Here is a 17,852-nt window from a genome sequence, read left to right on the forward strand (position 1 = left end):
CGTTGCATCGACAGTAGAGACCGGCGCGCGGTCGGCGTGCAACGATGTCAGCCATGTGGCGGGTGGGGCGGATGGTGTCCGCGTTCGCTGTGGTGTCCGTCATCGCCTGTCCAGTCGGTTCGGCGAGTCCCGAAGGTCAATCCGCGCAGACGTACGGGCAGCCGCCGGAATGGAGCGGATGCGAACGCTTCATCGGCGCCGAGAAGACCGCGGCTGTTCCGGCCGCTCGGTGCGGCACGGTCTCGGTGCCGGTCGACTACGCGAAACCGGCTGGCGCACAAGCGCAATTGGCGGTCATCCGGGTGCCGGCCACCGGCGACCGGATCGGCGTGCTGGTGGTCAATCCCGGTGGGCCGGGCGCATCGGCGGTCGAGACCGTCGCGGGTATGGGTGCCGCGCTGGCCGACTCGGAGATCGGCCGCCGCTTCGATCTCGTCGGCATCGATCCGCGCGGCGTCGGGCACTCGACACCCGAGTTGCGTTGTCGCACCGACGCGGAGTTCGACGCGTTCCGACGGGAACCGCTCGCCGACTACAGCCCCGCCGGTGTCGCGCACATCGAGCGGCTGTACCAGCAGTTCGTGCAGTCATGCGTGGACAGGATGGGCACCGAGTTACTGGCCAACGTCGGCACCGCGACCTCGGCCCGGGACATGGACGTCGTGCGGGCTGCACTCGGCGACAGCCAGATCAACTATCTCGGGTTCTCCTACGGCACCCAACTCGGCGCCGCCTACGCCGAGCGGTATCCCGACCGGGTTCGGGCCATGGTGCTCGACGGCGCGATCGACCCGCAGCTCGACCCCATCGACGGCCGGGTCCGCCAGATGGCCGGTTTCCAGACCGCGTTCGACGACTATGCGGCCGACTGCGCCAAGTCGGCGGGCTGTCCGCTGGGCACCGATCCCGGCCGGTTCGTCGAGCGCTACCACCAGCTGGTCAATCCGCTGGTTCAGCGCCCGGGCCAGACCTCGGACCCGCGCGGGCTGAGCTACCAGGACGCGATCACCGGAACGGTGAACGCGCTTTACTCCCAGCGGTATTGGAAGTACCTCACCAGCGGGCTGCTCGGCCTGCAGCGCGGCACGGACGCCGGCGACCTGCTGCTGCTCGCCGACGAATACCAGGGCCGCGACGAATCCGGGCACTACACCAACCAGCAGGACGCGTTCACGGCGATCGGCTGCGTCGATTCGCCCTATCCGGGCGACCCGGCCGCGTGGGCGCAGGCGGACCGCCGAATCCGCGAGGTCGCGCCGTTCCTGTCCTACGGCACCTTCACCGGCTTCGCCCCGCGCGACGTGTGTGCGATGTGGCCGGTGCCGCCCACCTCGACGCCGCACCCGGCCACATCGCCCGGACCGGGCAAGGTCGTCGTCGTCTCGACGACCCGCGACCCGGCCACGCCGTACCAGGCGGGCGTCGACCTCGCTCGTCAGATGGACGCCCGGCTGATCACGTTCGACGGCACGCAGCACACGGTGGTGTTCAACGGCGACGCGTGCGTCGATACCGCGGTGGTCGAGTTCCTGGTCCGCTCGGTGGTCCCGCCGGCCGGACTGCGCTGTTAATCGCAGCCGCCGTGTAACACAGAATTAACAGCCGGTGCCTACGCTGCGGTCATGGATCGGCAGAAGGAATTCGTGCTGCGCACGCTGGAGGAACGCGACATCCGCTTCGTCCGGCTGTGGTTCACCGATGTGCTCGGATACCTGAAGTCGGTCGCGATCGCCCCCGCCGAACTCGAGGGGGCGTTCGAGGAGGGCATCGGCTTCGACGGCTCGGCGATCGAGGGCTTCGCGCGTGTCTCGGAAGCCGACATGGTCGCGCGCCCGGACCCGTCGACGTTCCAGGTGTTGCCCTGGGCCGACGGCTCTGGCCGGCACCACTCGGCGCGGATGTTCTGCGACATCACCATGCCCGACGGTTCGCCGTCGTGGGCCGACTCGCGTCATGTGCTGCGCAGGCAGCTGGCCAAGGCCAGCGATCTCGGCTTCTCCTGCTACGTACACCCGGAGATTGAGTTCTTCCTGCTCAAGCCCGGTGAGGACGACGGCTCGGCGCCCGTGCCCGCGGACAACGGCGGGTACTTCGACCAGGCCGTGCACGATTCGGCGCCGAACTTCCGCCGCCACGCCATCGATGCGCTCGAGCAGATGGGCATCTCGGTGGAATTCAGCCACCACGAGGGCGCGCCGGGCCAGCAGGAGATCGACCTCCGCTACGCCGACGCGCTGTCGATGGCCGACAACGTCATGACGTTCCGCTACGTCGTCAAGGAGGTCGCCCTCGGTGACGGGGTGCGGGCATCGTTCATGCCGAAACCGTTCGCGGAACACCCCGGTTCGGCGATGCACACGCACATGAGCCTGTTCGAGGGCGACACCAACGCCTTCCACAGCCCCGACGACCCGCTGCAACTCTCCGACGTCGCCAAGTCGTTCATCGCGGGAATCCTCGAGCACGCCAAGGAGATCAGCGCCGTCACCAACCAGTGGGTGAACTCCTACAAGCGCCTGGTGCACGGTGGTGAGGCGCCGACCGCGGCCTCCTGGGGCGCCGCGAATCGCTCGGCGCTGGTGCGGGTTCCGATGTACACACCGCGCAAGGCGTCGTCGCGGCGCGTGGAGGTGCGCAGCCCCGACTCGGCGTGCAATCCCTATCTGACGTTCGCGGTGCTGTTGGCCGCCGGGCTGCGCGGCATCGAGAAGAACTACGTGTTGGCGCCCGAAGCCGAGGACAACGTCTGGACCCTCACACCGGAGGAGCGCAGCGCGATGGGCTACAAGGAGCTGCCGGGCAGCCTCGGCGTGGCGCTCACCGAGATGGAGAACTCCGAGCTGGTCGCCGAGGCGTTGGGCGAGCACGTCTTCGACTACTTCCTGCGCAACAAGCGCGCGGAGTGGGAGAACTATCGCAGCCACGTCACGCCGTTCGAGCTGAAGGCCTACTTGTCTCTCTGACCGGAGCTCGCGCTACCTTTCTCTGGTGGCCAAACCTGCGACGCAGCGTTCGAAGCTGCCGAGCGTAGGGCGGCTCGGGCTGGTCGAACCCTCCGCGCCCGCGGACCTGGATCGGCTGGGCTGGAATTCCGAGGCCCATGTGGAGCTGCTGTGGTCGCTGTCGCGGGCGCCCGACGCCGACACCGCGCTGCACACGATGGTCCGGCTGGCCGAGGCGTTGGACACCGGCTGGGACGAACTCAACCGGGCGCTGCTCACCGACCGCGGTCTTCGCGGCCGGCTGTTCGGTGTGCTGGGTTCCTCGCTCGCCCTCGGCGACCACCTCGTCGCCCATCCGGAGAACTGGCGCCTGCTCGCCGGTGACGTGGGGTTGCCGCCCGCCGCGGAGCTGCGCGAGATGTTCGTCGCGCACGCCGACGAGGCTTCGGACACCTCGGCCGCGCTTCAGCCGCTGCGCAAGCTCTACCGCGACCGGCTGCTGGTGCTGGCGGCTCTCGATCTCGCGCCGACGGTGGAGAACGAACCGGTGCTGCCCTTCCCGACCGTCGGTGAGCACCTGTCCGATCTCGCCGATGCGGCGCTGGCCGCCGCGCTGCACCTGGCTCTCAAGACGGCGGGCGGTGACTCGCCGCCCCGCCTGGCGGTCATCGCGATGGGCAAATGCGGTGCGCGCGAACTCAATTACGTCAGCGACGTCGATGTCATCTTCGTCGCGGAGACCGCAGACGCGCTCGCCACCCGGGTGGCCGGCGAGATGATGCGGTTCGCCGCCGACGCGTTCTTCGAAGTGGATGCGGCGCTGCGGCCCGAGGGCAAGCACGGCCAGCTGGTACGCACCCTGGAATCCCACGTCGCGTACTACCAGCGGTGGGCCAAGACCTGGGAGTTCCAGGCGTTGATGAAGGCGCGACCCGCCGCCGGCGACGACGAATTGGGCCGGGCCTACATCGAGGCGCTCATGCCGATGGTGTGGACCGCGAGCGAACGCGAGGACTTCGTCCCCGAGGTGCAGGCGATGCGCAGGCGCGTCGAGGAACTGGTGCCCGCCGGGCAGCGGTCGCGGGAGATCAAGCTCGGCACCGGCGGGCTGCGCGACGTCGAATTCGCCGTGCAACTGCTGCAATTGGTGCACGGCCGCAACGACGAGGCGCTGCACGTCGCATCGACGGTCGGCGCGCTGGCCGCGCTCGGTCAACGGGGATACATCGGTCGCGACGACGCCGCGAACCTCACCGCCTCTTACGAGTTCCTGCGGCTGCTCGAGCACCGGCTGCAGCTGCAGCGCCTGGTGCGCACCCACCTGCTTCCCGACGAGGACGACGATGAGTCACTGCGCTGGCTGGCCAGGGCCGCCCACGTGCGCCCCGACGGCACCCGCGATGCGCTCGGCGTGCTGCGCGAAGAGCTCAAGCGCCAGAGCCTGCGGGTGTCGCGGCTGCACGAAAAGCTGTTCTACCAACCGCTGTTGGAGTCGGTTGGGCAACCGGCACTGAGTATTTCGGAGGGCATGACCCAGGAGGCCGCCGAACGCCAGCTGGCGGCGCTGGGATACGAGGGGCCGCAGAGCGCGTTGACGCACCTGGCCGCGCTGACCGGTACCAGCGCCCGTCGTGGCCGCGTGCAGCAGATCCTGTTGCCGACCCTGCTCAGATGGCTCTCCGACACACCCGACCCGGATGCGGGTCTGCTGTCGTACCGCCGCATCAGCGATGCGCTGTCCGAACAACGCTGGTTCCTGGCGACGCTGCGGGACGAGGGCGCCGTCGCAAAGCGACTCATGCAGGTGCTGGGCACCTCGGCGTACGTTCCGGAGTTGCTGATGCGCGCGCCGGAGGTCATCCAGTCCTACGCCGACGGCCCCGACGGCCCCAAACTGCTCGACGTCGAACCCGAAGCCGTGGCGCGGGCCCTGGTCGCCTCGGCGGCAAGGTATTCCGACCCGCAGCGCGCGATCGCGGCCGCGCGCACACTACGCAGGCAGGAGTTGGCGCGGATCGCCTCGGCCGACCTGCTCGGCATGCTGGAAGTCACCGAGGTGTGTCGCGCGCTGACATCGGTCTGGGTCGCGGTGTTGCAGGCCGCACTCGAGGCGGTGATCCGGGCCAACACCGGTGACCGGGGGCCGCTGGCCCGTATCGCGGTGATCGGAATGGGCCGGCTGGGCGGGGGTGAGCTGGGCTACGGCTCGGACGCCGATGTGATGTTCGTGTGCGAACCCGAAGCGGGAGTTGAGGAGTCGGCCGCGGTCAAATGGTCGGTGACGATCGCCGAGCAGGTGCGTTCGCTGCTCGGGACGCCCAGCGCCGACCCGCCGCTGGAGGTCGACGCGAACCTTCGGCCCGAGGGCCGCAACGGCCCGCTGGTGCGGACGCTCGCCTCGTACGAGGCCTACTACGCGCGGTACGTGCAGACGTGGGAAGTGCAGGCGCTGCTGCGGGCCCATCGTGTGGCCGGCGATCTGGACCTGGGGGAGCGGTTCCTGCTCATGATCGACAAGGTCCGGTACCCACCCGGCGGGGTGTCGGCCGAAGCGGTGCAGGAGATCAGGCGGATCAAGGCGCGGGTGGACGCCGAACGGCTGCCGCGTGGCGCCGACCCGAACACCCACACCAAGCTGGGCCGCGGCGGCCTGGCCGACATCGAGTGGACGGTGCAGTTGCTGCAGCTGAGGTATGCGCACGAAGTGCCCGCGCTGCACAACACGTCGACGTTGGAGTCGCTCAACGTGATCGGCGCCGCCGAGCTGATCGCCGAGGGCGACGTCGAGTTGCTGCGCCAGGCTTGGCTGACCGCGACCCGTGCGCGCAATGCGCTGGTGCTGGTGCGCGGCAAGCCGACCGACCAGCTGCCCGGACCGGGCCGCCAGTTGAATGCCGTTGCGGTGGCGGCGGGTTGGGACACCGACGACGGCGGTGAGTTCCTCGACAACTATCTGCGGGTGACGCGCCGGGCGAAAGCTGTCGTCAAGAAGATCTTCGGTGGATGAGACGGAGTGATGAACACATGAGCATGGATTTCGGGTTCGACGTCATCACCGAGGAGGAGTATCAGCGACAGCGAGCCCTGTACGGCCCGCTGACCGATGCGGTGCGCAAACTGATCTATGCGAGCCTGCACACCGAGATCGACGAAGCCGCCGTCGCCGGCGCGCAAGCGAAGATCGAAGCCGTCACCGACATCCTCGAGAGCAGGCAGCGTGCGGTCTCCAACACGCAGCGTCACGAGCTCACCGGGCGCCCGCTGGCGTGGGCGAATCCGGCTGTGGGACTGCGCAATGCGATCGCGCCACCGATGGTCATCCAGCACGAGGAGGACGGCCACTGCTGGAGCGAGTTCACGCTGAGCGGTGCGTACGAGGGGCCACCGGGGTGGGTGCACGGCGGCATCTGCGCGCTGGTGCTCGACCACCTGCTCGGCGAGGCGGCCAGCGAGGGCCTGACCACGCCGAAGTTCACCGGCACGATCTCGCTTCGGTATCTGCGCGGAACCCCGCTGGGCCGACTGCGCGCGGAGGCGTTCGTGGAGCGGTCCGAGGGTGTGAAGACATTCGCCCGCGGATACCTGATGGACGCCGACGGCACCACGGTCGAGGCCGAGGGCGTCTTCATCCGGCCGGCGTGGGCGCGGGACGCCGGATGAAGTTCTACGTCAGCGCGGCGTTCCTGGACACCAGCGAGATCGTCGAGATCGCCAGGGCGGCAGATGATCTCGGCTACGACGGCCTGGGTATACCCGATCACGTCGTCAACCTGGAGACGCTGCAGACGCCGTATCCCTACACCAAGGACGGTCGGCGGCGGTGGGAGGCCTTCACCGACTGGCCGGACCCGTGGGTGATGATCGGGGCGCTGGCCATGGTGACCTCGCGGTTGCGGTTCGTCACCACCGTGTATCTGCCGGCGATGCGGGACCCGTACTCGGCCGCGAAATCGATTGGCACCGCGGCCGTTCTGGCAGGTGGTCGGCTCGAACTCGGCATCGGTGTGGGCTGGTGCGAGGAAGAGTTCACCTTGATGGGCCAGCAGTTCACGCGGCGCGGTAAACGCACCGACGAGATGCTCACGCTGATGAAGGAGCTGTGGAAGCCCGGATGGACGGAATTCGACGGCGAGTTCTATCAGACGCCGCGGCTGGAGATGGAGCCGACGCCCCCGCCGATCCCGGTGTATGTGGGCGGGCTCTCGGACATCGCGCTGCGCCGCGCGGCGCGCCACGACGGCTGGATCGGCGATCTCATCACCACCGACCGGGCGCTCGAACGCGTCGCCAAGCTGCGTGAGCTACGCGCCGAAAAGGGCTTGACGATGGACGATTTCACTGTCATCACGCCGCTGACCGACGCGTTCACCCCCGAGCACTACGAGCGCGCCGAGGCGGGCGGCATCGCGGGCATTGTGACCATGCCGTGGATGTTCTACGCCGGGCCGCAGGCGACGCGTCCGGAGAAGATCGACGGGATGAAGCGTTTCCGTAAGGACCTCGGCCTGGATCAGTAGCGCGGTCTGCGGAAGCGGCTGAGCAGCCCGCCCCGGCGCACCGCCACTGGCCGACCTCCGGCGGTGGTCGCCGCCGGGGCCGCGGTGCCGCTGACCACGCCGCCCGGTGCAGTGCGCCCCAAACCGGTGCGTCGTCGCGCGTCGACCGACCAGGCGCCGGCGCCGAGCGCGGCCAGGGCCAGGAAACCGAAGCAGTACAGCAGGACGACCTCGCCGCCGTTCTCCATCGGCCAGAAGCTCTTCGACGGACCCTCCAGTGGCGGCCAATGCTTCCAGAAATAGGCCACGGCCATTTCGCCGGAGGCGATGAACGCCGCGATGCGGGTGAACAGCCCGACGGCGATCAGCAGGCCGGCCACCAGTTCGATGAGCCCGGCCCACCACAACGGCCACGAACCCGCCTCGATCGGCACCGGCGCGGCCACCGGCCAGCCGAACAGCTTCTGGGAACCGTGCAACGCGAACAGCAATCCGGCGATGATCCGGAACGCACTCAAAGCAGGAGAGGAGTAGCTCGCCAGGCGAGCGTCGAAGTTGGTCGCCATGGACCGACCTTACGCGCGCCGACCCGTTCTGTTGAGCGCTTGAACAGCACCGTTACCGGACCGTCGCTGACTGTTCGCACACCGTCGGCCAGACGAGACGGACGAGGCCGGATGGCGTGCGCCATCCGGCCCCGTTCGACGATGACGGCTTACACGTCGAAGTACAGCGCCACCTCGTACGGGTGCGGGCGGATCTGGACGGGCAGGATCTCGTTCTCGCGCTTGTAGGAGATCCAGGTCTCGATCAGATCTTCGGTGAACACCCCGCCCTCGGTGAGGTAGTCGTGATCCTCTTCGAGCTTGTCGATGACCGCAGACAGGGAGGTGGGCGCCTGGGGAATGCTGGCGGCCTCGTCCGGCGGCAGTTCGTAGAGGTCCTTGTCGACCGGAGTCTGCGGCTCGATCTTGCGCTTGATGCCGTCGATGCCGGCCATCAGCATCGCCGCGAACGCCAGGTACGGGTTGCCCGAACTGTCGGGGCAGCGGAACTCGAGGCGCTTGGCCTTCGGGTTGTTGCCCGTGATCGGGATGCGGACGCACGCCGAGCGGTTGCGCTGGCTGTACACCAGATTGATCGGCGCCTCGTAGCCCGGCACCAGGCGCTTGTAGGAGTTCACCGTCGGGTTGGTGAACGCCAGCAGCGACGGCGCGTGGTGCAGGATGCCGCCGATGTAGTGGCGGGCGATGTCGGACAGGCCCGCGTAGCCGGACTCGTCGTGGAACAGCGGCTGGCCGTCCTTCCACAGCGACTGGTGTGCGTGCATGCCGGAGCCGTTGTCACCGAACAGCGGCTTGGGCATGAACGTCACGGTCTTGCCGGCCTGCCACGCGGTGTTCTTGATGATGTACTTGAACAGCAGCACGTCGTCGGCCGCATGCAGCATCGTGTTGAACTTGTAGTTGATCTCGGCCTGGCCTGCCGTACCAACCTCGTGGTGGCCACGTTCGAGCGTGAATCCGGCGTTGATCAGGTTGGTGGCCATCTTGTCGCGCAGGTCGACGTAGTGGTCGTACGGCGCAACGGGGAAGTAGCCGCCCTTCGGCCGCACCTTGTAACCGCGGTTCGCGCTGCCGTCGGCCTCGACCGGTTCGCCGGTGTTCCACCATCCGGCTTCGGAGTCCACCTCGTAGAAGGTGCCGTTGATCCGGGAGTCGAAGGTCACCGAGTCGAAGATGTAGAACTCGGCCTCGGCGCCGAAGTAGGCCGTATCGGCGATCCCGGTGCTGACGAGGTAGTTCTCCGCCTTGCGGGCGACGTTGCGGGGGTCGCGCGAGTAGGCCTCGCGGGTGAACGGATCGTGCACGAAGAAGTTCATGTTCAGCGTCTTGGCGGCGCGGAACGGATCGATGCGTGCGGTCTCGGGGTCCGGCAGCAGCATCATGTCGGACTCGTGGATCGACTGGAACCCGCGAACCGACGAGCCGTCGAAGGCCAGGCCGTCCTCGAAGACGTCTTGCGTGAAGGCCGAAGCCGGAACCGAGAAATGCTGAACGACGCCGGGCAGATCGCAGAACCGGATGTCGACGTACTCGACATCCTCGTCCTTGATCAGCTTGAGAATGTCGTCGGCCGTCTTTTCTGCCACTGAGTTCTCTCCTTTATCTGGTAACCCGCGCGTTGACGCTAAGGACACGATGTTGCACGGTCGTCAACCGAATGTTGCGCCGAAGTTACGCAATCTCACCTCAGTGCCTCGTCGCCGGCGGCCATGGGCTCCCGTGGACCACCTGGTGTCCCGCCCTATCCTGACAGTATGGCCCGATCACTGGGGTCCTGGCTGTCGGGTCCGGATCCGACCAGCGAAGCCGGACCCAACGACTATCCCGGTCAGCGCCTCGGCATGCCGGAGTCCGGACCCGGTTCGATCGCCCGGTTCGGCAGGCGGATCGCTGCGCTGATGATCGACTGGTTCATCGCCTACGGCTTGGTGGGGCTTGCGGTGAACGTCGGGGTCATCAGCCGCGACGCCTTCCTGTACAGCCCACTGGGCTCGACGTCGATCGCGGTGGTGTGGCTGGTGCTGGGCATCGTCTCGGTGCGGTTGTTCGGCTTCACGCCCGGTCAGTGGGCGCTGGGCCTGCGGGTCGCCTCGATCGATCACCGGATGCACGTCGGGATCGGCCGCGCCACGGTGCGCGGGCTGCTGGTGTTCTTTGTGATCCCCGCCCTGTTCACCGACAAAGACTTCCGCGGCTATCAGGATCGGTTCACCAACACCGCGGTGGTTCGCCGGTAACTTCTGCGCGCGCCGAAACCGACGTATTGGTTGAAAATCCGGCCGGATCACGACCATTTCGTCGGTGTCGGCGGAACCCGGAACGTGGACTCAGCGGCGACGGACGGTGCGCTGCACGCCGCGCATCTTGGCCTGCGTCGGCAGCGGACCCTTCGGCATCGCGGCCGGGCCCACCTTGGTGCCGAGCGCGGCCAGCCTCGACTCCAGCGCGTCGAGCTGTTTGACCGTGATGTTGGCGGGCAGCTTGTTGAGGTGGCGCTCCAGCTTGGCCAGCGGCACTTCGCCTTCGCCGTTGCCGATGATGACGTCGTAGATCGGGGTGTCGCCGACCAACCGGGCCGTGCGCTTCTTCTCCTGGGCAAGCAGCGGCTTCACCCGTGTCGGGGAGCCCTCGCCGACGAAGATGACCCCGGGCCTGCCGATCACCCGGTGCACCGCGTCGAAGTGGCCGGTGGCCGCGACGCCGGGCGTCACCCGCCACTTGCCGCGCAGATTGTCCAGTGCCCACGCCGCTGCGCCGGTCTGACCCTCGGCCTTGCGGTAGACGGACTTCTGAGCGCGTCTGCCGAAGATGATGAAGGCCACCAGGGCTCCGAGGATGATGCCCAGCAGAATCATCACGTAAGTGGTGTAGCCGCCCGCGAAGATCCCGAGCGCCACGGAGCCGGCGACGATCAGCACGAATGCGCCGATCATGTACGGCAGCAGCCGGTTGTCCTCTTTGCGCTGGATCTGGAAGGCCTGCCACAGTTGGCTGCGGCGTTGTTTGGACGCCGCTTTGCGGGCCGCCTTGGCCTCGGCCTTCGCGGCCTTGACGGCCTCGGGATTGCGGGTTTTCGCCATTGCTTCAGGATACGGAGTGCGATGTCGACGCCGCCGCGGCTCCCGTGTGCGCCATCGCCTTCGCCTGGGCATACAGCCGGCCCGCCCGGTACGACGACCGCACCAGTGGTCCGGCCAGCACGCCGGCGAACCCGAGCCCCTGGGCGAAACGCTCGTGCTCGACGAACTCCTCGGGGTGTACCCAGCGCTCCACCGGGTGATGACGCACCGAAGGCCGCAGGTACTGGGTGATCGTGACGATGTCGCAGCCCGCGTCGCGCAGATCGGTCAGCGCGGTGCGTACCTCTTCGGGCGTCTCACCCATGCCGAGGATCAGGTTCGACTTCGTGACCAACCCGAAGTCGCGCGCCGCGGTCAGCACCCCGAGGCTGCGCTCGTAGCGGAATGCGGGCCGGATCCGCTTGAAGATCCGCGGAACGGTTTCGACGTTGTGCGCCAACACTTCTGGATTCGCCTCGAAGACCTCGCGCAATTGGCCGGGGTCGCCGTTGAAGTCGGGGATCAGCAGTTCCACGCCGGTGTTCGGATTGAGTTCCTTGATCGCACGCACCGTCTCGGCGTAGAGCCAGGCACCGCCGTCGGGTAGGTCGTCGCGGGCCACGCCCGTCACGGTCGAGTAGCGCAGCCCCATCGCCTGCACGCTCTCGGCCACCCGGCGCGGTTCGTCACGGTCGAGGTCGGCCGGTTTACCGGTGTCGATCTGGCAGAAGTCGCAGCGACGGGTGCACTGCTCACCGCCGATGAGGAAGGTGGCCTCGCGGTCCTCCCAGCATTCGAAGATGTTGGGGCAGCCGGCCTCCTCGCACACCGTGTGCAGTCCTTCGCGTTTGACCAGCGCCTTGAGTTCCTGGTACTCCGGGCCCATCTTCGCGCGGGTCTTGATCCACGGCGGCTTGCGCTCGATCGGCGTCTCGGCGTTGCGCACCTCGAGACGCAGCAGTTTGCGGCCTTCGGGAGTGACGGTCACGGCGTCAACGCTACCCTCAGCCGTCCGTCCAGGACGTCCGCCACCGCGTCTGCCACCGGTCCGATGACGTCCCTGACGCCGACCCGCCGCCCCAGTTCAGCCGTCAGCGAAGTGACCCCGGCGTCGGAGATGCCGCAGGGCACGATCGCCGAGAACGCGGACAGGTCGCAATCGCAGTTCAACGCGAACCCGTGCATGGTCGTCGCCCGCGACACCCGGATGCCGACTGCCGCGATCTTGCGCGCCGGACCCCTGGCATCGGGCGGCACCCACACCCCGGAGCGGCCCTCGACCCGACCGGTCTGCACGCCGAGATCCGCGCAGACCTTGATCAGCGATTCCTCAAGACGCCGAACGAAATTGACCACGTCGAGCGGTTCGGCCAGGCCGACGATCGGATAGCCCACCAGTTGCCCGGGCCCGTGCCAGGTGATCTTGCCGCCGCGGTCGGTGTCGATGACCGGGGTGGCGGCCGCACTCGGCCTTTCACTGGGCAGCGTGCGCCGACCCGCGGTGTACACCGGCGGATGCTCGAGCAGCAGCAGGGTGTCCGGTCCGCCGGCCACCCGCTCGTCGGCGATCTGGCGCTGCAACTGCCAGGCGTCCTGGTAGTCGATCAAACCCAGCCGGCGCACGTCGATCTGCGTCGACACCGAGCGAATCGAACCCGTCACGATACCGACGCTACTCCCGCGGGGCGGTGGCGAACGCCAACGCCTCGCCAATGGTGTTGTGGTGGAAGACGAATCCGGCCCGCTCGAGCGCCGCCGGGATGGCGCGCTGACCGCCCAGCAGGCCCTCGTCGGCGAACTCGCCGAGTACGGTGCGCAGCGCGAATCCCGGAATCATCAGCGGTGTCGGCCGATTGACCGCGCGGCCCAGCGCCGCGGTGAACTCGGCGTTGGTGACGGGGGCGGGGCCGGTCAGGTTGACCGGCCCGGACAGCTCGTCATGCGATATCGCGAACAGGAGCGCGCGGACCTCGTCCTCCAGGCTGATCCACGGCATGTACTGGCGGCCGTTGCCCAGCCGGGCGCCCAGCCCCAGCGAGAACAGCGGTTTGAGCCGGCCGAGCATCCCGCCCGCCGGGGCCAACACCAGGCCGGAGCGCGCCAGCACGACCCGGGCGCCGTCCTGTCGAGCCGCCCAGGTGGCGGCCTCCCAATCGACGCACAGGTGGGGGAGGAACCCCTCACCGGCGGGTGCGTTCTCGTCGGTGATCTGCGGGCCGGTGTCGCCGTAGAACCCGACCGCGCTGGCGTTGACGAGCACGGGTACGCCGGCCTCGGCGACCGCGTTGGCGAGCACCTCCGTGGGTCCGATGCGGCTGTCGCGCAGGCTCTGCTTGAACGCTCCCGACCACCGCTTCTCACCGACGTTGACGCCACACAGGTTGACCACCGCGTCCACCCCGGCCAACGTCTGAGGGTCGAATTCGCCGGTGTCCGGGTTCCAGAACACCTCGTCGGCGTTGGACGGTGCACGCCGGACGATGCGTACGACACGGCGGTCGGTGGCACGCAGTGCATACACCAGCGCCGTGCCGATCAGACCCGACGATCCCGCGATCGCGATGACGGCTTCGGACACGACAGGCGCAAGCCTTCCCTCTGAGCCTCTACAGGCCTAAGTCGGCCTCGAACGCGCCTTCCTCGAGCCGGCGCTTGATGGTGGTCAGGAAGCGGCCGGCATCTGCGCCGTCGATCAGCCGGTGGTCGTAGGTCAGTGGGAGGTAGCACACCGAGCGGACACCGATCGATTCGTTGCCGAACTCGTCGGCGATAACGCGGGGCCGCTTGACGATGGCGCCGGTGCCCAGCATCGCCGCTTGCGGCGGCACCAGGATCGGCGTGTCGAAAAGCGCGCCCTGGCTGCCGATGTTGGTGATCGTGAACGTTCCGCCGGACAACTCGTCGGGTTTGAGGTCGCCCGAGCGTGCGCGCGCAGCGATGTCGGCGATCGCGCGGGCCAGGCCGGCCAGCGACAGATCGCCGGCGTTCTTGATCACCGGCGAGAGCAGACCCTGCTCCGTGTCGACCGCGAAGCCGAGGTGCTCGGCGTCGTAGTAGGTGATCTCCTTGGTTTCCTCGTTGTAACTGGCGTTGACGTTCGGGTGCGCCTTGAGCGCGTCCACCACCGCGACCGCGATGAAGGGCAGGAACGTCAGGTTCACGCCTTCACGCTCGGCGAAACTGGCCTTCGCCCGTGCTCGCAGCGACACCACCCTGGTCATGTCGACTTCGTGGGTCTGGGTCAATTGCGCTGTCGCCTGCAAAGATTCGCGGGTCTTCTTGGCGGTCAGCTGGCGGATCCGGTTGGCCTTCTGCGTGCTGCCGCGCAGGTGCGCGAGCCGAGCCGACGAGGTGTCGCCGTCCGCGGAGGCCGACGCCGCAGCGGGCGTCTTGCCCGCTGCTTCGGCCGGTTGTTCGGTCGGGGTCGTCGGCGCCTTGGTGGCCTCGGCCGCGGCGAGCACATCCTGCTTGCGGATCCGTCCGCCGACGCCCGTGCCTTTCACGTTGGCGAGGTCAACGTTGTTCTCCGCGGCCAGCTTTCGCACCAGCGGGGTGACATACGGGCCGGATTCACCCGTGGGTTGCGGCTCGGGCTGCGGTTTCTTTTCCGGTTTCGGCTCGGGTTTGGCCTCTTGCTCGGGCTCGGGTTCCCGCTTGGGCTCAGGCTTGGGTTCCTGCTTGGGTTTCTCTTCCTGCTTGGGCTCCGGTTCGGGCTCTGGTTCAGGTTCAGGCTTGGGCTCGGGCTCGGGCTTCGAGTCCTGCGCCGCGTCGGCATCGCCGATCTTGGCCAGCTCCCCGCCCACCTCGACTGTGTCGTCCTCCTCGGCGGTGATGGACAGGAGTGTGCCCGCCACCGGCGAAGGGATCTCGGTGTCCACCTTGTCCGTGGATACCTCGAGCAACGGTTCGTCGACCTCGACGGTGTCGCCGACCTTCTTCAGCCAGCGTGTCACGGTGCCCTCGGTGACGGACTCGCCGAGCTCGGGCATCAGCACCGGCGTCGCGTCCCCCGAAGACTTCGCAGCCGGCTTGGATTCAGGCTTGGATTCGGGCTGCGACGAGTCCTCTTCCTCTTCCTCGGCGGCGGGCTCGGGCTGAGACGCCGGCTCCTCTGCGGGCTTCTCCTCTTCGGCGGCCTGCTCGCCTCCGCCGGAGACGCCCTCGTCTTCCGAGTCGTCGGAGCTGTCGGAGCCGCCATCCTCGCCGGCGTCGCCGATGACCGCCAACTCACCGCCCACCTCAACGGTGTCGTCCTCCTGGGCGATGATCTTCTTCAGCACACCGGAAGCGGGCGCGGGAATCTCGGTGTCAACCTTGTCGGTGGAGACTTCCAGCAGCGGCTCATCTTGTTCGACCGTATCGCCCTCTTGCTTGAGCCAACGCGTGACAGTCCCCTCGGTGACGCTCTCGCCGAGTGCTGGCATCTGGACGGAGATGGCCATGTGATTGACTCCCTCGCTCCCTTGAACGGTCGGTCAGTCGTGCTGGGTCGATGTCTTCGCAACCCATCCTGTCACGTCCGCTTACACAGTTCGCCGCAGACCGGCCGACCCGTCGCTCTGGCACTATCGAGACAGGTGACCGAAGGGAGCACGGACGGGAGTGGGAGTTCTCGACAGATTTCGCCGCGGTAAGCGCGCGGGCAACGGGCCGGGGGACGACCCCGCCGCGGATCTGAACTACCTGCGCCAGTGGGTCGCCGAACACACCGGCGTGGAAGCCTTCGTCGAACCGAAGACCACGGTCACCGACGTCACCGTGGTCCTGGTGGCCGCCGACGGCGAGTGGACCCGGCGCCGCGCCGGGGGAGACGCCGGTGCCCGTCGGCTGTCCGAACGGCTCAATATCCCCGTCTACGACGTGCAGAAGGTCGGCTACCCGCAGCGGATGCGCGACTACGACGAACGTCGCCGCATCGAACGCCGTCGCGCGCAGCGTCGGGAGCTCGACGAGCGCTGATACGGTACCGACGGTTCCGCCAACCACTGGGAGGTGTGATGGGGCAGAACGCGCTGCGGTTCGTCGACAGCTCAGATGACGTGCGGATCGCCGTTTACGAAGAAGGCAATCCCGACGGCCCCACGCTGGTTCTCGTACACGGCTGGCCGGACTCGCACGTAATGTGGGACGGCGTTGTGCCGCTGCTGGCCGACCGGTTCCGCATCGTGCGCTACGACAACCGGGGAGTCGGCGAATCGACTGTGCCCAAGCGTGTTTCGGCTCATCGTATGGCCCGGTACGCCGATGACTTCGAAGCCGTCACCGCCGCCGTCAGCGCCGGCGAACCGGTGCACGTACTCGCGCACGACTGGGGCTCGGCGGCCATGTGGGAGTACCTGGCCCGGCCGGGTGCCAGCGACCGCGTCGCGTCGTTCACCTCCATTGCGGGTCCCAGCATCGACCACCTCAACCGCTTCGTCATCGGCAGCTTGCGGCGTCCGTGGCGTCCGCGGCGGTTCGTTCGCGCGCTCAGCCAGTTCCTGTCCTTCTCCTACATGGGCTTCTTCTCGATCCCGGGCATCGCACCGTTGGCCGTGCGCGGCTTCGTCGCAGACCTGGTCCGACAGATCCTGCTACTGCGCGATGGAATCCCTGCCGACCAACTGCACCATTCCGCGACCTACAAGGACGACGCCGCCAAGAGCGTCAAGGTCTATGGCGCCAACTATCTGGCGTCGATGAAGACGGGGCGCACGGATCACTACGTCGATGTCCCGGTGCAGCTCATCGTCAACCTCAGGGACCCGTTCGTGCGGCCGTATGTCTATGACGACACCAAGAACTGGGTTGCGCGGCTGTGGCGGCGCGATATTGCCGCCGGGCACTGGTCGCCGATGTCGCACCCGCATGCGATCGCACGGTCGGTCGAGCAGCTCGTCGATTTCCTCGACGGCAACCCGCCGGCGCGTGAACTGCTGCGCGCACAGGTCGGCCGGCCACGCGAATACTTCAGCGACACACTGGTTTCCGTGACAGGTGCGGGAAGTGGCATCGGTCGCGAGACGGCGCTCGCGTTCGCGCGGGAGGGTGCCGAGATCGTCGTCAGCGACCTCGACGAGGGCACCGCCAAGGAGACCGCGGCCCAGATCACCGCCCGCGGAGGAGTCGCGCACGCCTACACCGTCGACGTGTCCGACGCCGACGCCGTCGAGCGGTTCGCCGACCGGGTGTGCGCCGAACACGGCGTACCCGACATCGTGGTGAACAACGCGGGCGTCGGGCACGCCGGAATGTTCCTCGACACCCCGCGCGAGGAGTACGACCGTGTACTGGCCATCAACTTCGGTGGAGTTGTCAACTGCTGCAGGTCTTTCGGGCGCCGACTGGTCGACCGAGGACTGGGCGGGCACGTCGTCAACATCTCCTCGATGGCGGCCTACTCACCGCAGCAGTCGATGAACGCCTACGCCACCAGCAAGGCCGCGGTGTTCATGTTCGGCGATTGTCTGCGCGCCGAGCTGGACCAGGCCGGCGTGGGGCTCACCACGGTGTGCCCCGGCGTGATCGACACAAACATCGTGCACACCACCCGGTTCGACGCGCCCGCCGGCAAGCGGGACAAGGTCGAAGCCCGCCGCGCGCAACTGGAGAAGGTGTTCGCCAAGCGCCGGTACGGCCCCGACAAGGTCGCCAATGCGATCGTCTCGGCGGTCAAGAAGAACAAGCCGATCCGCCCGGTCGCCCCGGAGGCACACATTGTCTACGGCGTCGCGCACCTGCTCCCGCAGGTGATGCGCAGCACCGCGCGCGGCAGGGTCGTCTAGTACCGAAACCGACGTTTTGGCGGAT

Annotated in this window: 15 protein-coding genes; 8 read left to right on the top strand and 7 right to left on the bottom strand. The window is 67.8% G+C overall.

Features of this window, described 5'->3' with window-relative positions; all coding sequences use genetic code 11:
- Positions 1 to 44: 44 nt before the first annotated feature.
- Genes AU188_RS06810 through AU188_RS06830 form a run of 5 tightly spaced genes read left to right on the top strand, consistent with a single transcriptional unit; the run spans position 45 to position 7,459 of the window.
- Positions 45 to 1,571 (top strand): alpha/beta hydrolase, encoded by a 1,527-nt coding sequence (locus AU188_RS06810; protein ID WP_059162979.1) that lies wholly within the window; start codon positions 45 to 47, stop codon positions 1,569 to 1,571.
- A 51-nt stretch (positions 1,572 to 1,622) separates the two neighbouring features.
- A complete protein-coding gene (gene glnA / locus AU188_RS06815; protein WP_059098876.1) occupies positions 1,623 to 2,963 on the top strand; it encodes a type I glutamate--ammonia ligase in 1,341 nt (446 codons plus the stop codon).
- 25 nt (positions 2,964 to 2,988) lie between these two features.
- Positions 2,989 to 5,949 carry a bifunctional [glutamine synthetase] adenylyltransferase/[glutamine synthetase]-adenylyl-L-tyrosine phosphorylase gene (locus AU188_RS06820; RefSeq protein WP_059162980.1) on the top strand — a complete coding sequence of 987 codons (2,961 nt, stop codon included), beginning with the start codon at positions 2,989 to 2,991 and terminating at the stop codon, positions 5,947 to 5,949.
- Positions 5,950 to 5,966: 17 nt separating this feature from the next.
- Positions 5,967 to 6,602, top strand: coding sequence for a PaaI family thioesterase (locus AU188_RS06825; protein WP_059162981.1), 636 nt, complete (start codon positions 5,967 to 5,969; stop codon positions 6,600 to 6,602).
- A complete protein-coding gene (locus tag AU188_RS06830) occupies positions 6,599 to 7,459 on the top strand; it encodes a TIGR03619 family F420-dependent LLM class oxidoreductase (protein WP_059163048.1) in 861 nt (286 codons plus the stop codon). The genes AU188_RS06825 and AU188_RS06830 overlap by 4 nt, the downstream gene beginning before the upstream one ends.
- On the opposite strand, the gene AU188_RS06835 is transcribed toward AU188_RS06830, so the two are convergent.
- Both AU188_RS06835 and glnA (AU188_RS06840) read right to left on the bottom strand, forming a co-directional pair.
- A complete protein-coding gene (locus AU188_RS06835; protein ID WP_059162982.1) occupies positions 7,453 to 8,004 on the bottom strand; it encodes a DoxX family protein in 552 nt (183 codons plus the stop codon). The genes AU188_RS06830 and AU188_RS06835 overlap by 7 nt on opposite strands.
- A gap of 149 nt (positions 8,005 to 8,153) precedes the next feature.
- Positions 8,154 to 9,590 carry a type I glutamate--ammonia ligase gene (gene glnA, locus AU188_RS06840; protein ID WP_059162983.1) on the bottom strand — a complete coding sequence of 479 codons (1,437 nt, stop codon included), beginning with the start codon at positions 9,588 to 9,590 and terminating at the stop codon, positions 8,154 to 8,156.
- Positions 9,591 to 9,758: 168 nt separating this feature from the next.
- Between glnA (AU188_RS06840) and AU188_RS06845 the strand changes: the two genes are divergently transcribed.
- On the top strand, positions 9,759 to 10,241 hold the full coding sequence (locus AU188_RS06845) for an RDD family protein (protein ID WP_059162984.1): 483 nt from the start codon (positions 9,759 to 9,761) through the stop codon (positions 10,239 to 10,241).
- Positions 10,242 to 10,331: 90 nt separating this feature from the next.
- On the opposite strand, the gene AU188_RS06850 is transcribed toward AU188_RS06845, so the two are convergent.
- Genes AU188_RS06850 through sucB form a run of 5 tightly spaced genes read right to left on the bottom strand, consistent with a single transcriptional unit; the run spans position 10,332 to position 15,505 of the window.
- Positions 10,332 to 11,084, bottom strand: coding sequence for a DUF4191 domain-containing protein (locus AU188_RS06850; RefSeq protein ID WP_059162985.1), 753 nt, complete (start codon positions 11,082 to 11,084; stop codon positions 10,332 to 10,334).
- Positions 11,085 to 11,088: 4 nt separating this feature from the next.
- A complete protein-coding gene (gene lipA / locus AU188_RS06855) occupies positions 11,089 to 12,051 on the bottom strand; it encodes a lipoyl synthase (protein WP_059162986.1) in 963 nt (320 codons plus the stop codon).
- On the bottom strand, positions 12,048 to 12,725 hold the full coding sequence (lipB, locus tag AU188_RS06860; protein WP_059162987.1) for a lipoyl(octanoyl) transferase LipB: 678 nt from the start codon (positions 12,723 to 12,725) through the stop codon (positions 12,048 to 12,050). The genes lipA and lipB overlap by 4 nt, the downstream gene beginning before the upstream one ends.
- 10 nt (positions 12,726 to 12,735) lie before the next feature.
- Positions 12,736 to 13,641 (bottom strand): TIGR01777 family oxidoreductase, encoded by a 906-nt coding sequence (locus AU188_RS06865; protein ID WP_059162988.1) that lies wholly within the window; start codon positions 13,639 to 13,641, stop codon positions 12,736 to 12,738.
- Between the two features lie 28 nt (positions 13,642 to 13,669).
- Positions 13,670 to 15,505 carry a 2-oxoglutarate dehydrogenase, E2 component, dihydrolipoamide succinyltransferase gene (gene sucB, locus AU188_RS06870; protein ID WP_059162989.1) on the bottom strand — a complete coding sequence of 612 codons (1,836 nt, stop codon included), beginning with the start codon at positions 15,503 to 15,505 and terminating at the stop codon, positions 13,670 to 13,672.
- A gap of 160 nt (positions 15,506 to 15,665) precedes the next feature.
- Here sucB and AU188_RS06875 point away from each other — a divergent pair, with 160 nt between their 5' ends.
- Positions 15,666 to 16,022, top strand: a complete 357-nt coding sequence (locus tag AU188_RS06875; protein ID WP_059162990.1) for a hypothetical protein — start codon at positions 15,666 to 15,668, stop codon at positions 16,020 to 16,022.
- Between the two features lie 38 nt (positions 16,023 to 16,060).
- Complete coding sequence (locus AU188_RS06880; protein ID WP_059162991.1) at positions 16,061 to 17,827, top strand: SDR family oxidoreductase; 1,767 nt, start codon at positions 16,061 to 16,063, stop codon at positions 17,825 to 17,827.
- The last annotated feature ends 25 nt before the right edge of the window (positions 17,828 to 17,852 follow it).

It is taken from the genome of Mycobacterium sp. IS-3022 (assembly GCF_001500065.1).
Taxonomy (GTDB): Bacteria; Actinomycetota; Actinomycetes; order Mycobacteriales; family Mycobacteriaceae; genus Mycobacterium.